The organism is Saccharothrix coeruleofusca (assembly GCF_014648515.1).
Classification (GTDB): domain Bacteria; phylum Actinomycetota; class Actinomycetes; order Mycobacteriales; family Pseudonocardiaceae; genus Actinosynnema; species Actinosynnema coeruleofuscum.
Window position 1 is genome coordinate 450 of sequence record NZ_BMRG01000010.1, and the last position, 18,309, is coordinate 18,758.

The 18,309-nt window shown below is 70.1% G+C and carries 17 protein-coding genes and 2 pseudogenes; 11 read left to right on the forward strand and 8 right to left on the reverse strand.

The genetic code is table 11. From position 1 onward, the window contains the following. Window positions 1-339 precede the first annotated feature (339 nt). Together IEZ00_RS22655 and trpB are read left to right on the forward strand one after the other, a co-directional pair. Window positions 340-1,113 carry a helix-turn-helix domain-containing protein gene (locus tag IEZ00_RS22655; protein ID WP_229796030.1) on the forward strand — a complete coding sequence of 258 codons (774 nt, stop codon included), beginning with the start codon at window positions 340-342 and terminating at the stop codon, window positions 1,111-1,113. A 77-nt stretch (window positions 1,114-1,190) separates the two neighbouring features. Continuing rightward, window positions 1,191-2,420, forward strand: a complete 1,230-nt coding sequence (trpB, locus tag IEZ00_RS22660; RefSeq protein ID WP_189225333.1) for a tryptophan synthase subunit beta — start codon at window positions 1,191-1,193, stop codon at window positions 2,418-2,420. A 33-nt stretch (window positions 2,421-2,453) separates the two neighbouring features. Here the strand turns inward: trpB and IEZ00_RS22665 are convergent, their stop codons facing one another. From IEZ00_RS22665 to IEZ00_RS22690, 6 genes are all read right to left on the reverse strand, one after another. Then, window positions 2,454-3,704 (reverse strand): multidrug effflux MFS transporter, encoded by a 1,251-nt coding sequence (locus IEZ00_RS22665; protein ID WP_189225334.1) that lies wholly within the window; start codon window positions 3,702-3,704, stop codon window positions 2,454-2,456. Between the two features lie 266 nt (window positions 3,705-3,970). Then, window positions 3,971-5,491, reverse strand: a complete 1,521-nt coding sequence (locus IEZ00_RS22670) for an aldehyde dehydrogenase family protein (protein WP_229795995.1) — start codon at window positions 5,489-5,491, stop codon at window positions 3,971-3,973. A 112-nt stretch (window positions 5,492-5,603) separates the two neighbouring features. Continuing rightward, window positions 5,604-6,158, reverse strand: a complete 555-nt coding sequence (locus IEZ00_RS22675; protein WP_189225335.1) for a TetR/AcrR family transcriptional regulator — start codon at window positions 6,156-6,158, stop codon at window positions 5,604-5,606. Window positions 6,159-6,385: 227 nt separating this feature from the next. Then, window positions 6,386-7,426: a hypothetical protein gene (locus tag IEZ00_RS22680; protein ID WP_229795996.1), complete on the reverse strand. Its 1,041-nt coding sequence runs from the start codon at window positions 7,424-7,426 to the stop codon at window positions 6,386-6,388. 11 nt (window positions 7,427-7,437) lie between these two features. Then, on the reverse strand, window positions 7,438-7,929 hold the full coding sequence (locus tag IEZ00_RS22685) for an RNA polymerase sigma factor (RefSeq protein ID WP_229795997.1): 492 nt from the start codon (window positions 7,927-7,929) through the stop codon (window positions 7,438-7,440). Window positions 7,930-8,348: 419 nt separating this feature from the next. Continuing rightward, window positions 8,349-8,873: an RICIN domain-containing protein gene (locus tag IEZ00_RS22690; RefSeq protein WP_189225337.1), complete on the reverse strand. Its 525-nt coding sequence runs from the start codon at window positions 8,871-8,873 to the stop codon at window positions 8,349-8,351. Window positions 8,874-9,591: 718 nt separating this feature from the next. Between IEZ00_RS22690 and IEZ00_RS22695 the strand changes: the two genes are divergently transcribed. The 8 genes and pseudogenes from IEZ00_RS22695 to IEZ00_RS38140 form a co-directional block, all read left to right on the forward strand. After that, window positions 9,592-10,128 (forward strand): nuclear transport factor 2 family protein, encoded by a 537-nt coding sequence (locus IEZ00_RS22695; RefSeq protein WP_189225338.1) that lies wholly within the window; start codon window positions 9,592-9,594, stop codon window positions 10,126-10,128. After that, window positions 10,125-11,600, forward strand: coding sequence for an MFS transporter (locus IEZ00_RS22700; RefSeq protein WP_189225339.1), 1,476 nt, complete (start codon window positions 10,125-10,127; stop codon window positions 11,598-11,600). Before IEZ00_RS22695 ends, IEZ00_RS22700 begins: the two co-directional genes overlap by 4 nt. Window positions 11,601-11,687: 87 nt before the next feature. Further along, window positions 11,688-13,214, forward strand: a complete 1,527-nt coding sequence (locus tag IEZ00_RS22705) for a linalool dehydratase/isomerase domain-containing protein (RefSeq protein ID WP_189225340.1) — start codon at window positions 11,688-11,690, stop codon at window positions 13,212-13,214. Continuing rightward, a complete protein-coding gene (locus tag IEZ00_RS22710; RefSeq protein WP_189225341.1) occupies window positions 13,211-13,702 on the forward strand; it encodes an SCO family protein in 492 nt (163 codons plus the stop codon). Before IEZ00_RS22705 ends, IEZ00_RS22710 begins: the two co-directional genes overlap by 4 nt. Window positions 13,703-13,868: 166 nt before the next feature. Continuing rightward, entirely contained in the window at window positions 13,869-14,300 is a 432-nt protein-coding gene (locus IEZ00_RS22715) for an Rrf2 family transcriptional regulator (RefSeq protein ID WP_189225342.1), read from the forward strand. A gap of 90 nt (window positions 14,301-14,390) precedes the next feature. After that, window positions 14,391-15,143: an SDR family NAD(P)-dependent oxidoreductase gene (locus IEZ00_RS22720; RefSeq protein ID WP_189225343.1), complete on the forward strand. Its 753-nt coding sequence runs from the start codon at window positions 14,391-14,393 to the stop codon at window positions 15,141-15,143. Between the two features lie 533 nt (window positions 15,144-15,676). Next, a pseudogene (locus IEZ00_RS36970) lies at window positions 15,677-15,730 on the forward strand (hypothetical protein); the annotation flags it as partial. Between the two features lie 268 nt (window positions 15,731-15,998). Continuing rightward, a pseudogene (locus IEZ00_RS38140) lies at window positions 15,999-16,169 on the forward strand (aromatic-ring hydroxylase C-terminal domain-containing protein); the annotation flags it as partial. A 279-nt stretch (window positions 16,170-16,448) separates the two neighbouring features. On the opposite strand, the gene IEZ00_RS22730 reads toward IEZ00_RS38140, so the two are convergent. Beyond that, entirely contained in the window at window positions 16,449-16,787 is a 339-nt protein-coding gene (locus IEZ00_RS22730; RefSeq protein WP_229796031.1) for a MarR family winged helix-turn-helix transcriptional regulator, read from the reverse strand. A 139-nt stretch (window positions 16,788-16,926) separates the two neighbouring features. Here IEZ00_RS22730 and IEZ00_RS22735 point away from each other — a divergent pair, with 139 nt between their 5' ends. After that, the gene (locus tag IEZ00_RS22735) at window positions 16,927-17,478 is read left to right on the forward strand and encodes a hypothetical protein (RefSeq protein WP_229795998.1); all 552 of its coding nucleotides are present in this window, start codon (window positions 16,927-16,929) and stop codon (window positions 17,476-17,478) included. A 60-nt stretch (window positions 17,479-17,538) separates the two neighbouring features. On the opposite strand, the gene IEZ00_RS36975 is transcribed toward IEZ00_RS22735, so the two are convergent. Continuing rightward, the coding region (locus tag IEZ00_RS36975) for an ATP-binding cassette domain-containing protein (protein WP_229795999.1) at window positions 17,539-18,309 on the reverse strand (771 nt) is incomplete at its 5' end.

Genomic DNA, 18,309 nt, shown 5'->3' on the forward strand with positions numbered 1-18,309 from the left:
ACTCCGCCTCGTTCCGGAAAGCGTGGCCGGGTGCGGCGCCTCGCGTTGTGACGGCGGCCGGGACGGCGCGCCACCGGCCGTCCCGAGAGCTGGGGACTTCCCGGGGACGATGCGCGGCGTGCTTTGATGACGGCGGACGCCGCGGAGGACGCACATGAAGCAGGCGACGGCCGGACGGCAGGCCCAGCCGATCCACGAGCCCGGCGCGAGGTCGGTCGCCGCCGCGCCGACCGGTTGGTCCAGGCCCTGCCGCGAAGGCCGTCGATGCGCGAGGTGCGCCGGTGGCCGGGGCGGAGCAGGCCGCGCGGAGGACTTCCCGCTGTGACACGGGTCGACTCGATGACGTTCGCGCTCCAGCACGTGGATCTCCTCCGTGCGCGGGCGGCGGCGGTGGACTTCGACCCGCACCTGCACGACACGTACTCGGTCGTGGCCGTCACGAGCGGAACCGCGCACATCCGGTCCAGCCGCTGGAGCGGGACCGTCCGCGCGGGCGACGTGTTCTTCTTCAACCCGTTCGAAGTGCACGCGGGCAGCAGTGCGGGGGGCCCCGCGCGATACGACGTCCTCTACCCGTCGGAGACGTTCCTCGACAGCTGCACCGGTCCGGTCCGGCCGGGCGAGATCCGAACCACGCGCACCGGTGTGGTGACACGAAGCCGAACGACCCGCGAGCTGGTCGACGCGCTGTCGGCACCGATCGCCGACAGCGCGTCGATCGAGGAATCCCTCCGGCGGCTGCTGCGGGAATGCAGTTTCTCGGTCGAGTCCCCCGCGTTGACCCCGATGTCGATCGCGCGAATGGCGTGCCTGCTCATCAGGCGGGGCGACGCGCGCTCGACTCGCACGGACGACCTCGCGCGCCAGATCGGGGTCAACCCGAGCCACCTCGCCCGCTCCTTCAGGCGGACGATCGGTGTTCCCCCGCAGACCTACGCCCGTCAGGTCCGCGTCGCCCGTGCCAGGGAGCTCATCTGCGCCGGGTTCGGGCTGAACGACGTCGCGCAGATGGTGGACTTCTCCGATCAACCACACCTCACCCGCGAGTTCAAGAAGGTGTTCGGCGTGCCGCCGGGAGCGCTGTCGCGCGGCGTGGGCCGCTCCAGCCGCTGAGCGGCCGTGGCGCACATCCTGTTCAAGACTCCGGACTCGGGCGTGCCTACCGTCGACCTTCCTGAAAGGTGGTCACGATGTCGCACAGCAGCAACCACGTCAGCCGCTCTCCCGACGCCAATGGCTACTACGGGGATTTCGGCGGCAACCACTGGCCTGAGCGCATGAGGCCCGCGCTCGAGGAACTCACCGGCGCGTACGAGGAACTGCGGGCATCGCCGGAGTTCCGGCACGAGCTCGACACCGTCCGCGTCGGTCTGCAGGGCAGGCCCACGCCGGTGCACCACCTGGAGAACACCTCGAACCAGCTGGGTGGCGCCAGGATCTACGTCAAACGCGAGGACCTCAACCACACCGGTGCGCACAAGATCAACCACTGCGTGGGGTTCGCGCTCCTCGCCGTGAAGATGGGCAAGCGCAAGCTGATCGCCGAGACGGGCGCGGGCCAGCACGGCGTCGCGCTCGCCAGCGCGGCAGCCCGTTTCGGGCTCGAATGCGAAGTGCACATCGGCGCGGTCGACGCCGACAAGGTGAACGCGAACGTGAGCCTCATGCGCCTGCTGGGGGCACAGGTCGTCCCGGTGGCCGCCGGTCAGTCGACTTTGAAGGAGGCCAGCGACTCGGCGATGCACGCTTACGCCGAGCAGCACGCCCACGCCCTCTACGGGATAGGTTCGGCCATCGGACCACACCCGTTCCCGATGATCGTTCGCGACTTCCAGTCGGTGGTCGGGCAGGAGGCGCGTGCGCAGTTCCTCTCGATCACCGGCGGAGCGCTGCCCGACCACGTCGTCGCGTGCGTCGCAGGCGGCTCGAACGCGCTCGGGCTGTACTCCGGTTTCCTGGACGATCCCGAGGTCGCCCTGCACGCGGTCGAACCCCTCGGCAGGAGTGCCGAGCCCGGTCAGCACGCGGCCACGCTGACCTTCGGGCGTCCGGGGACCTTGCACGGGGCCTCGTCCGTCGTCCTGCGGCGGGACGACGGTGGACCCGCCGCGGTGATGTCGATCGCCTCCGGGCTCGCCTACCCCGGTGTCGGCCCCGAGATGGCCATGCTGAGCAAGTCCGGCCGGTTGTCCGTCGACACCGTTTCCGACGAGGAAGCAGTCGCCACGTTCCTCCGCGTCGCACGGTCGGAGGGGATCGTCCCGGCGCTCGAGAGCGCGCACGCCCTCGCGTTCGCGATCCGCCTGGCAGCAGGCAGGCCGCCCACCGAACGCATCCTGGTCAACCTGTCGGGGCGCGGCGACAAGGACGTCGACTTCGTGCTGACCCGGTACGACGGCAACGAGTCGCTCCGGGGCTGATGGAGACTCCGCACCGGCGTCCCGTGGGAGCTGTCAGGCGGCAGGGGCGCTGATCTGCGCGCTCACGACCGCCACCGGCAGGCGGGCGGGCCGCTGGCGCGACCGCAACCTCAGGACGAGCAGAAACGCGGTCGCGGCACTGCCTGCCATGACCACCGCGGTGGCGGTGCTGTCGCCGCCGAGCACGCCGACCAGGGGTGCGATGGCTGATCCCAGTGCGAACCGGATCGCTCCCAGCACCGATGCCGCGGTGCCCGCGGCTTGGCCGTGGCCCGAGAGCGCCAGTGCCGTCGCGTTCGGCGTGACGAGCGCGATGCTGCCGATCACGACGGCGAGCGGGACGAGCAAGCAGGCCAGTGATCCGGGCCGCACCGCCGTGGCGAAGATCAGGACGCAGGCAGCGGTGGTCGCGACGACGGTGGCGGAGGACATGATGCGCAGAGGCGTGAACCGGCGCAGCAGCAACGGGTTGAGCTGCGTGCCGCCGACGAGCGCGACGGCGCCGAGGGCGAACACCAGGCCGAACTCCTGTTCGTCCAGGCCGTACTGGTGCCGCAGCACGAACGGTGCCCCGGAGATGTAGGCGAAGATCGACCCGAAGGCGAGTCCGGCCGCCAGGGTCAGCAGGACGAAGTCGCCATCGCGCAGAACGGTCCGGAAGCCCTGGGACACGGAACGCGGCGCAAGGGGTTTCCGGCGCTGCGCGGGCAGGGTCTCCGGCACCGCGAACACCGCCACCGCGATCAGCGCGGCGCCGATGAACGCCAGCGCGCCGAACACCCACCGCCAGGACCCGGCGAGCAGCACCGCGCTGCCGAGCGAGGGGGCGAGAACGGGGGCGACGCCCGTGACGAGCATGAGGTGGGCGATCATCCTCGCCGCCGTGCTTCCCTCGTGCAGATCGCGGACCATGGCCATCGCCACCACCGTCGTGGCCGCGGCGCCGAGGCCCTGCGCGACGCGGAGGGCGGTGAGCGTGGTGATGTCGGTGGTGAACGCGCACAGCACCGATGTGAGCACGTGCAGGACCGTGCCCAGGACGAGGGGGAGGCGCCTGCCGACGGCGTCGGAGTACGGGCCCGCGAGCAGTTGCCCGAGCCCGAGGCCGAGGAGGCTGCCGGTCAGCGTCAACTGGACCGAGGCCGCCGTGGTGCCGAGGTCGTCGGCGATCGAGGGCAGCGCGGGCAGGTACATGTCGATGGTGAGCGGTCCGAGGGCGACCATCGCGCCGAGGGCGATGATCAACCGCAGTCCGGAGTACCGGCTCGGCCGGGTGGCGGTCATCGGAGTTCCTTCCGGGGAGGGGGTGAACGCTGTGGCGGCGCCCGACCGGTGGGGCCGCCACAGCGTTCGCCTGCGGGTGAGATGGGCATGCGGAAGACACCCCGGAATTCGCGGGTGTTCACCGAAATCGGTATGCGCGCCGGAAGAGCGCGGATGGGAGCGGCCGGTTCGAGCTGCGCCGGTGCGCCTTCGGGCGGGTCCGGCCTGATCCGCGGACTTCGCGGGACTGCAGGGGACTTGGCGGGACTGCAGGGGACTTGGCGGAACTACAGGGCGACGACGACGGCCTTGGACTGGGTGTAGGCGTCGAGGACTTCCAGGCCGCCCTCACGGCCGAGGCCGGACTGCTTGTAGCCGCCGAAGGGGAGGTTGCCGGTGCTCATCTCGCCCCACGTGTTCACCCAGACCGTGCCCGCCTGGACCGCCGCGGCCATGCGGTGCGCGGTGGTGAGGTCGGTCGTCCAGATCGACGCGGCCAGGCCGTACTCGGTGTCGTTGGCCTTCGCGATCGCGTCGTCGACATCGGTGAAGGTCATCAACGCGCCGACCGGCCCGAAGATCTCCTCCCGCACCACGCGCATGTCCGGGGTCACGTCGTCGAGCAGGGTCGGCGCGATGAAGTAACCGCGGTCGCCGTAGCGGGTGCCGCCGGTGACCACGTTCGCGCCTTCCTCGACGGCGAGCTCCAGGTACGAGCTGACCCGGTCGAACTGGGCCCTGGTCGACAGCGGCCCCACCACGGTCCCGGACGACAGCGAGTCCGCGGGGGTGAACACGGTGGTCATCGCCTGCTTCAGCAGCTCGACGAACTCGTCGCGGACGCTCTCCTGGACGAAGATGCGCGTCGTCGAGACGCAGGCCTGGCCCGCGTTGCCGAGGAATCCGGCGGCGACGCCGCGAGCGGCGCGCTCGAGGTCCGCGTCGGCGAACACGACGGAGGGCGACTTGCCGCCGAGTTCGAGGGTGACCTGCTTGAGCGTCTCGGTGGCGGTCTTCTGCACGTGCTTGCCGGTGGTGGTGGAACCGGTGAAGGCGATCTTGGCGACGTCCGGGTGCGCGACCAGCGCCTGACCGGCCTCGTCACCTCGCCCGGTCACCACGTTGACCACGCCGTCGGGCAGGTCGGTGGAGGCGAGCAGCTCGGCCAGGCGCAGCGTGCTCAGCGAGGCCGTCTCCGCGGGCTTGAGGACGACGGTGTTGCCCGCGGCCAGTGCCGGGGCGAGCTTGCCGGGAAGCTGGCCCATCGGGCCGTTCCAGCCCCAGATGACGCCCACCACGCCCAGCGGTTCCTTGCGGGTGTAGGCGAGCCGGTCGCCACGGGTGGGGACCTGCGTGCCGAAGAGCTTGGTGGGCCAGCCCGCGTAGTAGCGGAAGACCTCACCGGCCTCGGCCAGCATGGTGCGGGTGATCAGGCGCGGCGCGCCCATGTTCACCGAGTCGATCGTCGCGAGCTCTTCGGCGTGCCGCTCGATGACGTCGGCGATCTGGTTGAGGATCCGGCCACGGCGGTCGGGGGTCATCTCCGCCCAGGACGGGTCCGTGAAAGCCTTCTTCGCCGCCCGCACCGCCGCGTCGACGTCAGCGGCATCGCCGCGGGGAACGGTCGCGAGGGGGTGCTCGGTGACCGGGTCGGTGTTGGGCAGGGTCCGGCCGGACGCCGCGGCCACCCACTCGCCGCCGATCCACATCCGCCGGTCGCCGGAGAGCACGAACTCGGGCACGTCTCGACGGGCTTCCTCGGCGATCGGCGGGGTGGTGGCGACTGCGTCCAACGGCTGAACACTCATCTCCGGTCCTCTCGTTCTCGGGGCGGAACCGCTGCCCGACGCAAACGGACAGCCTCTCCACAAAGTATCGGAGAGGCTGTCCGTTTGCAAGAAGACTGCGCAGTGAGGGTCTCTACCTGCGAAGACCGTCGAACAACACCTGGATCATCGAGGTGTTCGAGGTCGGATCTTCGCGGACGCGCTCAAGTGCGACGATGGCGTCGAGGACTTGGCCCGGGGATACGTCGTCACGCACCTCGCCGCTGGCCGAGGCCGCGTCGAAGAGGGGCTGCGCCGCGGCGATCACGCGTGACCGGCTCTCGTTGAGCACGGCGCTGTCGCCGTCGGAGTCCTCCAGCAGCAGCGTCGCGAGCGGACCCTTGCGCGCTCCGGCCGCGCGGAAGCGCCTGAGCCAGGAGAACAGCACCTCACCGGGGGTGTCTCCGCCTGCCGTCCTCGCCGAGGCGCAGATGTCGTCGACCTGCGAGCGGTACAGCTCCTCGACCAGCTCCGGCCGTCCGGGGAAGTTGCGGTAGAGGGTGGCCATGCCGACCCCGGCCCGCCGGGAGATCTCCGCCATCGACGGGAGGTCGCCAATCTCCGCGAGCGCCTCGCGGGCGACGTCGAGAATCCTGGCGCGGTTCCGCCTGGCGTCGACCCGCTTGCCTGTCGCGAGCTCTTCGGTCATGTGCAACGCCTCTTCCGGTCGAGCTTCGGGGCAGACCTCCAGTTTAGCGGATAGCCTGTTCGTTTCGCGGCCGCGGGACGTGCGCGGACGCGAACCCGGCTGAGGCCGCGTTGTCGTCGTCGGCAGGAGATCGCACCGGCTCGACCGGGCCGGGCGCGCCCGTGGCATGAACCGCCTTTGGGAGGGCAGGCGTGTGCCTGCCCTCCCAAAGGCGGTTCAGCGGGAGATCAGATCTTGCCCGCGGCCACGTCGGCGAGGCTCACGCGGGACGACTCGTAGCTCACCACGGCGTGCTTCGACGGCTGCGGCGAGTCCTTGGCCGGGAAGACCTCGTCGCGGATGGGCAGGCCGTTGTCGGCGTTGAGGGTCAGCACCGCCGAAGCGTTGCCGCCCAGGATGTCGGGGCTCGCGGTGATGGTCAGCACGCGCTGGCCGTCGAGGTCGGTCTCGCCGACGGTCACCTCCTTGATGGTCGCGAGCAGCTTCAGCACACCCGCGCGGACCTCCGTGTTGGCGGCACCGACGACCAGCGCGTACGTGGCATTGCTCCAGAGGTGGTTGTTGATGCGGTTCTCCAGCTCCTTGCCCGTCGGACGCGGCCTGGGCGCGGGAACCTCCTTGCCGAGCTTGCGGAACGTCTCCGCGACCTCCGCTTGGGTGTCCGCCCATGCCTTGTCCGCCGCGGCGGGGTCCAGGCCGACTCCCAGGGCGTTGTTGGCGGCGGTGATCATCGCGATCCTGGCCTTCTCCACGTCGCCGTTCGCGGCTTCGCGGGCGGCCGCCATCACCTTCGCGTTGTACGGCGTGGCCTGGTCGTCGTTCCTGGTCACCGAGGACGCCAGGGTCGTCGAGTCCCCCGTGAAGATCTGGCCCTTGTCGGTGTAGAGGGTGTAGTAGACGTGGCGAGAGTTGTCCGGCGCGGTCTTCGTGGCGATGACCAGCGAGGAATCACCCGGCTGCGCGGCGGCGGCCTTGACCTCGGAGGCCAGTTTCACCAGCGGTGACTCGACCACCGGCGAGGCCGCCTCGGTGGAGGTGCCGGTCGGGGCGCTGCCGCCCGTCACGCCCATCACCACGGTCGCGGCGACGGCCGCCGCGCCCACGGCGGCGACGCCCGCCCTGGGCCAGGAGAACCAGCGCTTCGGTCGCACGACGGTGTCCACGGGTTCCGCCACCGCCGTCTCCAACACCGCGCGAGCGCGGTCGTAGGCCTCAGGACTGGGGGATGGCACATCGCTCAGCTTCTTCATCAGATCCATTTCGTCCATGTGTCGTCTTCTCACGTCGTCGGGACTTGCAGCAGCGCGGCCACTTCCGGAGCCTCTCGCAGCGCCTTGCGAGCTTGGTGCAGCAGGCGGCGAGCCGTGCCCGCCGGGATGTCGAGCACCCGCCCGGCCTCCGCGACGGTCAGGTCCTCCCACGCGACCAGGCCCAGGACTTCCCGCTCCTCCGGTTTGAGCCGGGCCAGAGCCCGGCGCAGCGGCGCCTGCACGTCCACGCGGGCATCCACCGCGGGCCAGGGATCCCAGTCGTGCGCCAGGCGGGTCAGGTCCGGCGCGGGTTGCTCAGCGGGTTCGGACCGCCAGTGCCGCCGCAACCTGTTCAGCGCGACCCCGTACAGCCAAGGCCTGGCTTCGGGGTACGAGCGGTCATAGGTCGCCCTGGACTCGTAGGCCGCCACCCACACGTCGCCGAGCACGTCCTCGGCGGCCTGGCGGCCCACTCTGCGCGCGAGGTAGTTCCCGATCGCCGTCTCGTGACGCCTGATCACTTCCACGAAGGCACTGGTGTCTCCGCGCAGTGATCTGCCGATCAGTTCCGCGTCTGACGACATGAAGCTCCTCGGTTCGCTTCGCCCTTGCACCCCGTCTTTGCCAACGCGCGGCGAAAGTGTTCAGGTCGTGCCGAACCCGCTGCTCAGCGGGCATACCGCCGGCCGGTTGGGTGCGCAGTCGTCGGTCCGGCACCACTGGCAGGTGGTGCTCTTCGGCGATGAGCGGTCAGTCGGCGGCTTCGCGCCTGACGGGGTCGAGGAACCGTTCCGCCCGCAGCGGGCGGGCGCGGCGTCGGCGAGTTCGAGGGACACGTCGAGTGCGGCACGACAGGTGATCACGAGGAGCCCCGGCTCGGACTCGATCTCCGCGAATCCGGTCTCACCAGGGGCTCCTCGTCCTCCTCCGGGGCTGACGGCTACGCGCCCCATATGCTCCACTGCTGCGCGACGCCGTTGTTGGGGCCCCACAGTTGCAGTTGCTGCCCGGCGGCGAAGTTGGAGTTCGGCACGTCGAGGACGAAGGCCCGATCGGTGTGCGTGGCGAGTTCGTAACCGCCCGCGCTGTGGATGAAGAAATGCCAACGTTGGGAGGCGCTGCCGTCACAGCGGTTGACCTTCATCGGCACTCCCCAGCCGCGGTCTCCGTCGAAGTCCAGGCACAACCCCCAGTCGTAGGACGGGTGGAGGTAGTTGCCCCCTTCGCGTGCGTTCTCCTGCACCCACACCTGGGCGGCGGTGCCGTTCGACGGCCACAGTTGAACGGCGCTGCCATGTCCACCGGAGTTGGCGGCGTCCATGACCAGGCCGTTGTACTGGGCGTGGAACCGCCACCGCTCGCCGGTCAGCGCGGAGGGCTGGGTCACGGCGGACGCAGGCGTGACGACTGCTGTCGAGAACAAAGCCGCAATCGACGCCACGGCGCAAGTGATGAGCAGTTTCACGCTGCAACCCCTCTCTGATGGGTCTGTCGGAATATCGTGGTGACGCCCGGCCGACTGCGAGCGGAGTCGTGGGTTCGCGCTCGCCGCAGCGCACTGACCTGCTCAACCTCGCGCGACGCATCGGTCGACGGCACTTCGAGGTCGGCCGTGACGTCGTTGCCTGCCGGGGCGATGCTGTCCCCGCGCTCTGGGGAAAATCTCGGGGGGATCTGGACCGCCGTCGCCGAACAGGACGGCGGTGCACCGGTTCGTCGGGGCGGCGATGCGTGAGTAGAGGTCCGCCCCGACGCTGCCCTCCGCTGTCCGAGCACGGCGAATGCCCGGCGTTGAACTGGTCACCCGTGAGGTCATCGGGCGCGCGATGGCCGACTACTCCCGTTCGCGTCATGACTGGTGCGTCTGCGCTCGTGGGGTACTCGCTTTTGCGGCTTCGGCAACAGAAATTCACGATCTTTCGCCGCCGTGGCATGGTTGCCCCGTCGGAGGTGGTGGAGCCGGACCAGCGAGCGGGACCGGCGATCCGGGAAGCGTTGACGCGGTCGCGGCCGACGGGGCGTCGACAGGTACGGGTGAATTCTCCACGCCGACGCGAGCGGATCGGTTTCGGTCCCGGTGTCGTGGTTGCGGGCGATCCGCGGACCGGTGGACGACGTCGGGTGCCGGACCGCTCCGTGAACGTTGGACGGCAGATCAAACTGACAAAGAATCGAGTGGTTGCATGACGTCGGCTATCGGTGACCATGTGGTCGACCGCATCACGATCAGCGATCTGGTCACTTCGCTGGCGTATGCGCAGGACGAGCGCGGCTGGGACCTGTTCCCGCGCATCTTCGCCTCGCAGGTGGTGGTCGACCTGTCCGCGCACCTGGGCTCCCCGCCCAGGGAAGTGGCCGTCGAGGAGTTGGTCGACGGGGCGCGCAACGCGCTGGAGGGGTTCGACGCCACCGACCACGTGGTGTCCAACATCCGGATCGATCTGGAAGGCGACCTCGCGCGTTGCCAGGCGTATGTGCTCGCCTATCACCACTTGCGGGACGCTCCGGGGCCTGTCGACTACTGCGCCATGCGCGGGAAGTGGCAGCTGGAGCTGACCCGCACCGAAAACGGTTGGCGCATCAGGAAATGGGTTGTGGGGCGAACCGGGCCGATCGACGGCGACAGCGGCCTCTACGAGATGGCCGCCGCGCGCGTGGCCGGTGGGGAAACCGGCTCGAAGCCCTCCGGTGAGAACGACATCAGGGGCTCGCGGGCATGAGGGCCGCAGGAGGGGGCGGGACGGAAGAGGCGTCGCCGAACGATGCCGCCGAGAAGTTCTCCTCGGGACAGCGGAACGTTCTGGGGGTGCTCTGCACGACGATGCTCTTCGAGGGGATGAACCTCGCCAACGTCAACGTGCAGCTACCGCAGATCACGGCCGACCTCCGGTTGACTCCTGACGCCTCCCAGCTCGTCGCGAGTTCCTACCTGGTGGCGTTCGGCGGATTGCTGCTGCTGGGCGGGCAGCTGGCCGACGCGGTCGGCCGTCGGCGCGCCTTCCTGGTGGCCGTCGGCATCTTCGGCCTGGGATCGCTCATCGCGACAGTGGCCGCGAACCCGGTCATGCTCATATCCGGCCGCGTCGTCCAAGGGATCGGGGCCGCGTTCACCGTTCCGGGAGCCATGGCCATCATCACGACCACCTTTCCCGAAGGGCCGGTGCGAAACCGCGCACTGGGCTTCTGGGCGGCGGTGGGCGGCAGCGGCTACGCCGCCGGGCTGATCGTCACGGGCGGGCTGACGCAGTTGTTCGGCTGGCGCTCCGGGTTCGCGATCTTCGTCGTCATGGCGCTGCTCATCCTCGGCACCGGGTACTCCGTCCTCCCCGACGACAAGGACAACGCGACCGGTCTGCGGCCGCGGTCCCTCGCCAGACCGCTGATCAGCACCATGGCGCTGCTCGCGGCTGTCCACGGCATCGGCTCGATCACGGCGCATCCGGTGGTCGCCGCGGCGTGCCTGGCAGCCGCCCTGGCCCTGACGGTCTGCCTCGTGGTCACCGGGCGAGTACGTGGAACGCGGCAGCTGCCACGAGCCCTCGTCGGTTCGCGGAGCGTGCAGGCGGCCAACCTCGTGGCGTTCACGTTCTTCGCGGGCGTCTCCGCGGCCATTTTCATCGTGTCCTCGTACCTGCAGGGAATCGAGCACTACGGACCGTTCGCTGCGGGCGTCGTCTTCCTGCCGACCGCGGTGCTGTCCATCATCGCCTCGCCGAGAGGGGCCCGACTGGTCACTCGGTCGGGAGCGCGGACGGGACTCGTCCTGGGCTCCGCGCTGGTGGCGACCGCCACCGCGACGTACGCCCTCACCGGGCTGGTGGGGCCGGTGCTCGCGGTGATCATCCCGGCTTCCCTGGTCATGACCTCGGGCATCGCCCTGGCTTATCCGGGAGCCACGATCGCGGCCATGAGCGGTGTCGGCGAAAGCATGCACGGAGTGGCATCGGCCCTCGTGATCACCATGCAGCAGATCGGTGGCGCTGTGGGCGTGGCTCTCGCGACGGTGGTCGCGTCCGCGATGAACGGCGGAACACTGGCCAACGGCGTGGAAGACGCGCCGGGCTTGCGCATGGGTCTGCTCGCGTGTGCCAGCCTCTCCGCTCTGGGGATGGCCGCAGGGATCCTCCTGCGCGGTCGCTGGGCAGGTGTCGGACAGGGCCGGGGCACGCCCGAGGCGTCGGTGGCGCGGTAGGCCACCGGACACCGGTGACGGACCCACGCGGTCCGGATCGAGTCGAGCGACTACGTCGCACCAAGGAATCGAGGATTCAGGAGCCGAATGTCCACCGCACTCACCGATGAGCAGTTGGGCCACGTACGACACTTCGACAACCTCTCCCGGCGCCAGCCGAACGACTGGTCCCTGATGCAGGGAAAGGGGGGCAACCAGGAGGACTTCGGCGGATACCGCTTCCAGCTCGCGTACATGGCCTACGCCCTCGCTCTGACGCACCGGAACCGGCTCCCGGCGGCGCCGGGTCTCTTCCAGCCCGTGATCCAGCGGCTCATCGACAAGATCCTGCTCCCCGAGGTCTGGATGTACTGGAGGGATGTGGGGCGGGGCGGCAGCGTCTTCAACGCGGCACTCGCGGGTTCGCTCGGTGAGGAGTGGGATCCGGTGGCGCGGGACAACATCATGTACAGCGCCTACGTCCAGTCGATGGCGCTGCTGCACGACTACCTGTTCGACAGCGACCGGTACGCGTCCGAGGGATCGCTGACGTTCCAGTACTGGTCACCGTTCTGGGGTGGGGAACGCAAGCGTTTTCCCTACGACCGGGAGAAGCTCAACGAGCACATCTACTGGCAGATGGTGAGCAACGGCTACCTCGGGGTGGCCTGCGAGCCGAACTGCGTCTTCCAGATCTGCAACCAACCCGCGATCCTGGGCTTCCGGCTGCACGACCTGATCACCGGCGGAAGCCGTGCGGAGGAGGTGGTCGCGGGCTACGAGAGGGCGTGGCGCGACTTCGGCCGCTTGGACTCGAACGGGCACTACAACATGATGATCCTGCAGGATTCCCGGCAGGTTCTTCCCAACGCTCTCAACGCGCCGTGGGTCGACGCGTGGTGCGGTGCGTTGATGAACATGTGGAACCGCGGGTTCGTGCGCTCCAACTACCCCCACCAGATCACGAAGCTGGTGGCGGTGGGCCCGGAAGGAACCTTGTTCGTGCCCTCGTCGCCGCCCGAGGAGATGATGGGGGAACCCGTCGTCGTCGACAGCTGCGACTTCGGCTGGGTCGCGGCGTGGGCATCGGAGATGGGCGACGAGAACACCTCCGGCGGTCTGCTCGACCACGCCGACAGGTTCATGAACCCGAGCAGGCGGGACGGCGGCCTGTACTACCCGCGCAACGACGCGCTGACCGACGAACGCGGCAACCGCACGGAGATCGAACCCATGAGCGGGAACGTGCTGTTGGGCTACGCGCGGTTGAACGTCCAGGACGGCTTGTGGACCCTGTTCAACGAACCGTGGGACCGCGATCGTTTCCGGCAGCCCGCGCTCACGGCGGTGGACCGCGATGTCGACGTCAGCCGGGCCGAGTGCGTCGACGGCTCGCTGCGCGTCCGGCTTCGCCGAGTAGCCGGGGTGCCGGGTGACGGCACCGTGGCGGTCTCGCGCGTCCGCGGGAACGGCCGCTGGACCGTCAGCACCGACGACCGCGTGCTCGCCACCATCGAGGACGCCGCCGTGTCGACGGAGCAGCATGAACCGGTGGACCTCTGGACCGATGCCGCCGATGTCATCCTCAGACCCCCCTACCAACACCAGGAGTTCACCTTCAAGCGGGTGTCATGAGCGCGCCGACCAATCCGAGGTTCTCGCTCACCGACCACTTCGGACAGCACGTGACCGAAAGGGACTTCCAGGGCCGGTGGCGTCTCGTGCTCTTCGGGTTCACCCACTGCAGATCGGTTTGCCCACGCGCCCTGCGGCGTTTCTCCGCGATTCTGAAGGACCTCGGTGATCTGGCCGATCGGGTCGACGCCCTGTACATCACGGTGGACCCGGACCGGGACACACCCGCCGTGATGAGGGAGTTCCTCAGCTCCTACCCCGGCTTCACGGGGCTCACCGGGACCACGGCGGAAATCGAGTCGGCCATGCGGGAGTTCCGGGCGTTCGCCGCCCGCGTGGACGATCCCGAGGAGGCGGGCGGGTATCGGGTTCCGCACACCGCGATGAGCTACCTGATCTCCCCGTCGGGGCAGTACGTGACGCACTTCCCGGACGCCACACCCGAGGAAGTCGTCTCCTCCCGGCTCCGACTCCACCTCGCTTCCTGACCAGGGCGCAGGCGTACGCCGGTGGCCTCCTCTGACCACGGAGGTGGCCCCGGCCCGCCTGGGGCGGTCCAGCGCGGGGGAGTGGCCGCACCCCGGCACTTGCCGCACGCCGTCGTAACAACTATCGTTACGACCAGGAGTGGCGAACGGGGAGGTGGAGCGCGACGTGAGCGCCAACAGTCGGCTGACCATCGCGGCGCACGCCCTGACGTGGATCGGGCTGTACCAGCGGCGTGGCTACGAGGTCGCCACCTCCGAGCAGATCGCGACGAGCGTGAACACCAACCCGGTGGTGATCCGCCGACTGCTGGCCGAGCTGCGCAAGGCGGGCCTGGCCGATTCTCGCCGGGGCGCGGGAGCGGGGTGGATGCTCACGCGGGACCTGGCGGCGATCACCCTGCTCGACGTCTACCGGGCGATCGAGCCGGGGCCGCTCTTCGCCCTGCACCCCGCGACGCCGGACCCCGAGTGCGTGGTGGGTCACGGCATCGGGCCGGTGATGGCCGCCGTGTACGACGAGGTGGAGGCCGCCCTGCGCGGGGAGTTGGCCAAGACCACGCTGGAGGACGTGCTGCGGGACGTCCTGAAGGCCGCCTGACCTCGGAGCGCTGACTCCCCTGGTGGGGGAGTCGTGTTCCGCGCTCGCCGGTGTAACAAAAATAGTTACGTCAAGGAATGGGAGAGTCTCATGGGACAGCTGGACGGCCGGAACGCCCTCGTCACCGGCGCCACCGGCGGCATCGGCCTGGCGATCGCCCGCCGTTTCGCCGCCGAGGGCGCGACCGTCTACCTCACCGGCCGCCGCGAGGCCGAGTTGGACGCCGCCGTCGCGCAGGTCGGCCCCCGAGCTGTGGCCGTCCGGGGCGACGTCTCGGACCTGGGCGACCTCGACCGGCTCTTCGCCGAGATCGCGGACCGCAGCGGTCGCTTGGACGTCGTGGTGGCCAACGCCGGGGTCGGGGAGTACGGCCCGCTCGGCACGATCACCGAGCGGGAGTACGACCGCACCACCTCGATCAACCTCAAGGGCACGATCTTCACCGTGCAGAAAGCGCTGCCGCTGCTGACGGCCGGTGCCTCGGTGGTGCTGCTGTCCTCCAGCGCGGCCCTGCGGGCCGTTCCCGGCCTGGGGGTCTACGCCGCCACCAAGGCCGCGATCCGCAGCCTCGCCCGCACCTGGGCCGCCGAGCTGGCCGACCGGGGAATCCGCGTCAACGCCCTCACCCCCGGCCCGGTCGAAACTCCTGGCGGGGACGAGCTCCGCGCCGCTCTCCCGCACGGCGACCGGCCCACCACGGCCGAACCCGCCCCGCTGAGCCCGCTCGGCCGCGTGGGCCGTCCCGACGAAGTCGCCGCCACCGCCCTCTACCTGGCAAGCGACCAGAGCGCTTTCACCACCGGCGCGGAACTGCTCGTCGACGGCGGCGTCACGCAGCTGTAGGCAGGACTGTTCCCGGTTCGCTGTCCGGTCCGGCGCGCGAGGCAGGGAACCAGCCTGGGTGGCGTCGCGGGCGCTGCCGCGCTTCGGGCGTTGAGCCGCAGGTGTTCGACCCGGATGTCGTCGAACGTCTTGACGACTTGGGGGCTTCCCCACCGCGATCATGGCCACCCGGCTGGCGAACCTCACCGCCGAAGTCGATCCCCGCCATCCCCGTCGACGGACCCCTCACGAGGTAATCGGTTTCAGCCCGGAGTACCGCAGGCGGAATCCGTCGGAGGCGACCTCTCCGGACGTGACTCGGTGTGCGAACCTGGCACGACCGGTCGTGGTCGCGTGGTCTGCCGCCTAGACGTGCTCGTGGGCGATGCCGGGGTCGCGAGGGCCTGCCCGGCCGCGCTGAACGTCTTCGCGGACGAACCCGTCCACATCGGACAGTTGCCGCACCGCGGTGACCACTTCGCCGGAAGTTCCTACCGGCCTTCGCTCACCGCCCAGTAGGTGATCAGGGGCTCAACCTCGGCCTCGGTGGCGCGTTGAACCTGGGGTGGAAACTCGCCGCAGCCGTGCGCGGACACGAGCCGGACGGGCTGCTGGACACCTACACCCGCGAACGCCACCCGATCGGGGCGCAGGTGCTCGACTGGACGCGCGTCCAGGTGGCGGTCATCCAGCCGGGTCCTTACGCCCAGGCGCTCCAGGGCGTGCTCCGCGACCTGCTCGCGACCCGCGACGGGGCGACCTACGTCTACCAGGCTGTCCGGGCTGTCGATCCGCTACGACCTCGGCAGCGACCAGCCCGTCGTCGGCCGCGACGCCCCGGAGTTCCGCTCGGCGGACGGCACCCGCCTGGCCGACCTGCTCCGGGGCGGACGGGGTGTCGCCCTGGACTTCACCGCCGACCAGCGCTTGCGAGGGTCGGTGACGGGGTGGGCGGACCGGGTGCGGTACGCGGCCGGGCAGGCCGGGGACGACCTCGGTTTCGCCGCCGTGCTCGTCCGCCCCGACGGCGTCGTCGCCCGGGCGGGCGAGCACGGGTTCGACCGCGCCGCGTTCGTCCAGGCTGCGGCCGACTGGTTCGGCGACCCGGCTCCCGCTCAGGGGGCAACCATCTCGACCAGTTCGACGATCGGGCCGTTGGCGAGTCCTTCCAGGTAGACGAAGCGACCCTGGCCAGGGATGACGGCGTCGAACAGCACGTCGACCGGCTCGCCCGCGTCGCGCGGGCCGTCCAGCTGGGCGTCGACGCGGTCGACGAAGTGGGCGTCGGCGGTCCGTCGTCGGTCGAGCGTTCTCCATCGCGCCCGGTCAGTCCCCGGCGAGGCGGCGCAGGATGCGGCCGAGCGCCGCCGCCTCGTCGGGGTCGAGCCGGTCCACGAGGTGCTTGCGCGCGGACTTCTCGAGGCCGGGCACCGATGCTTGGAGCACCGCCTGCGCCGGGGGGAGCAACGTGACCTCCACGCCGCCCGCGACCTTCTGCCGAGCGACGTACCCGCGTGCTTCCATCCTGGTCAGCAGGTGCGACAGGCGTGTGCGGTCCCAGCCCAGTCGTGCGGCGATCGCGTTCTGGCGCAGGGTGCCGCCTGCTTCGTCGACCTTCACGATGACGGTCAGCTCGGGCTCGGAGACTCCCGTCTGCGCTGTCATGTCGCTGATGACCCCGGCTCGGATACCCTCGCTGACACGTTTCCACAGCAGCCAAAGGGCAGTTGCCTCCCCCGGCTTCCATGTTGACATGTCAACACCCTCCCTCTACGTTGACGCGTGACTCAGCCGCTGGACGACCGTGGAAGGCATCGCCGTGCTCAGCTCCGACCGTGAATACCTCGGCTTCCGGACCATCGCAATTCTGCCCCTGCTGCTGTTCCTGCCGCCGCTGGTGTCCTTCTTCGTCGACCCCGGCGCCCGCTGGGCGGAGTACCCCGGCGTCCTGTTCCACCTCGCGATCCTGTTCCTGATCTCCCGCATGGACGCTCCGATGTGGGCCAAGGCGGCGGGATTCGGCTGGATCACCCTCGACGTGCTGGCCGGTGCGCTCCTGATCAACGAGGTGCCCGCCGAACTGCCCGACCAGATCCGCCTTGGCGGCCACATCCTGGCAGGCCTCTGGATCGCGACGGCGTCCCTGGTGCACCGGGTGGCGGTCGTGCGGATCGTGGGCGCGATCACCGGGACGTGGCTGGGCGGCTACACCTTCGTGGCGCACTCCCTGCCGGAACCGTACCTGCGCCCGGCGGCCATCCTGCTCATCGTGTGGCTGATCCTGCTGGCCACCACCCACCGCCCCGCCACCGCGGTTCCGGAGCGGGCAGGCGCGGCCACCGCGCCGAGCGCCTGACGCTGACGCGGGTCCAACTCCTGTGGCTTCGAACCACGCCGGACCACTGGAGCGACGAGTTCAGGAAAGGTCCGCCTCCACCGGCAACCGGTCCTCGCGGCGCGCACGACCGGCTCTCGGGCCGAACTGGGCGGCCTGGATCTCGTAAAGGCCGCGGAAATGCCCCTCGGGCAGCTCCAACAGCTGGTCCGGCGTGCCCGATTCGACGAGCCTGCCCCGGTGGAGCACGTGCACCAGGTCCGCGTGGCGCACGGACGCCATCCGGTGGGTGATGAGGATGACGGTCTGCCCGCCCTCGGCCAGTCCGCGGATCTGGTCGAACACCCGCTGCTCCTCGCGGGCGTCGAGCGCGGCGGTGGGTTCGTCGACGACGAGGACGGGGGCGTGGCGGTAGTGGGCCCTGGCGACGCCCAGGCGCTGCCACTGGCCGCCGCTGAGCTGGTGGCCGCCCTTGTACCCCCTGGCCAGCAAGGTGGCCCAGCCACGGGGCAGGCCCTCGATCACCGGGGTGGCCCCCGCCTGGTCGGCGGCGGCGCTGAGCCTGCCGTCGTCGTCGGGAGCGCGGGGGGCGCCGATGGCGACGTTGACCCTGGCGGTGAAGGGCCAGCGCTTGAAGTCCTGGGCCACCATGGCGATCCGGTCGAACACCTGCTGCCGGTCGGCCTGACGGGTGGGGACGTCGTCCCACACGACGCTGCCGCTGTCCGGGAGGTAGAGGCCGGCGAGCAACTTCACCAAGGTGGACTTGCCCGAGCCGTTCTCCCCGACCAGAGCGGTGATCCGCCCCCTCGGGATGGTGAGCGAGACGTCGTCGAGCGCGGGCTGCGCCGC

Coding starts and splice junctions, on each gene's coding strand:
- IEZ00_RS22680 (WP_229795996.1), bottom strand. CDS start 7,426: ATGGACGAAATGGATCTGATGAAGAAGCTGAGCGATGTGCCATCCCCC.
- IEZ00_RS22665 (WP_189225334.1), bottom strand. CDS start 3,704: ATGACCGCCACCCGGCCGAGCCGGTACTCCGGACTGCGGTTGATCATC.
- IEZ00_RS22700 (WP_189225339.1), top strand. CDS start 10,125: ATGAGGGCCGCAGGAGGGGGCGGGACGGAAGAGGCGTCGCCGAACGAT.
- trpB (WP_189225333.1), top strand. CDS start 1,191: ATGTCGCACAGCAGCAACCACGTCAGCCGCTCTCCCGACGCCAATGGC.
- IEZ00_RS22730 (WP_229796031.1), bottom strand. CDS start 16,787: ATGACAGCGCAGACGGGAGTCTCCGAGCCCGAGCTGACCGTCATCGTG.
- IEZ00_RS22705 (WP_189225340.1), top strand. CDS start 11,688: ATGTCCACCGCACTCACCGATGAGCAGTTGGGCCACGTACGACACTTC.
- IEZ00_RS22695 (WP_189225338.1), top strand. CDS start 9,592: ATGACGTCGGCTATCGGTGACCATGTGGTCGACCGCATCACGATCAGC.
- IEZ00_RS22655 (WP_229796030.1), top strand. CDS start 340: ATGACGTTCGCGCTCCAGCACGTGGATCTCCTCCGTGCGCGGGCGGCG.
- IEZ00_RS22710 (WP_189225341.1), top strand. CDS start 13,211: ATGAGCGCGCCGACCAATCCGAGGTTCTCGCTCACCGACCACTTCGGA.
- IEZ00_RS22720 (WP_189225343.1), top strand. CDS start 14,391: ATGGGACAGCTGGACGGCCGGAACGCCCTCGTCACCGGCGCCACCGGC.
- IEZ00_RS22675 (WP_189225335.1), bottom strand. CDS start 6,158: ATGACCGAAGAGCTCGCGACAGGCAAGCGGGTCGACGCCAGGCGGAAC.
- IEZ00_RS22670 (WP_229795995.1), bottom strand. CDS start 5,491: ATGAGTGTTCAGCCGTTGGACGCAGTCGCCACCACCCCGCCGATCGCC.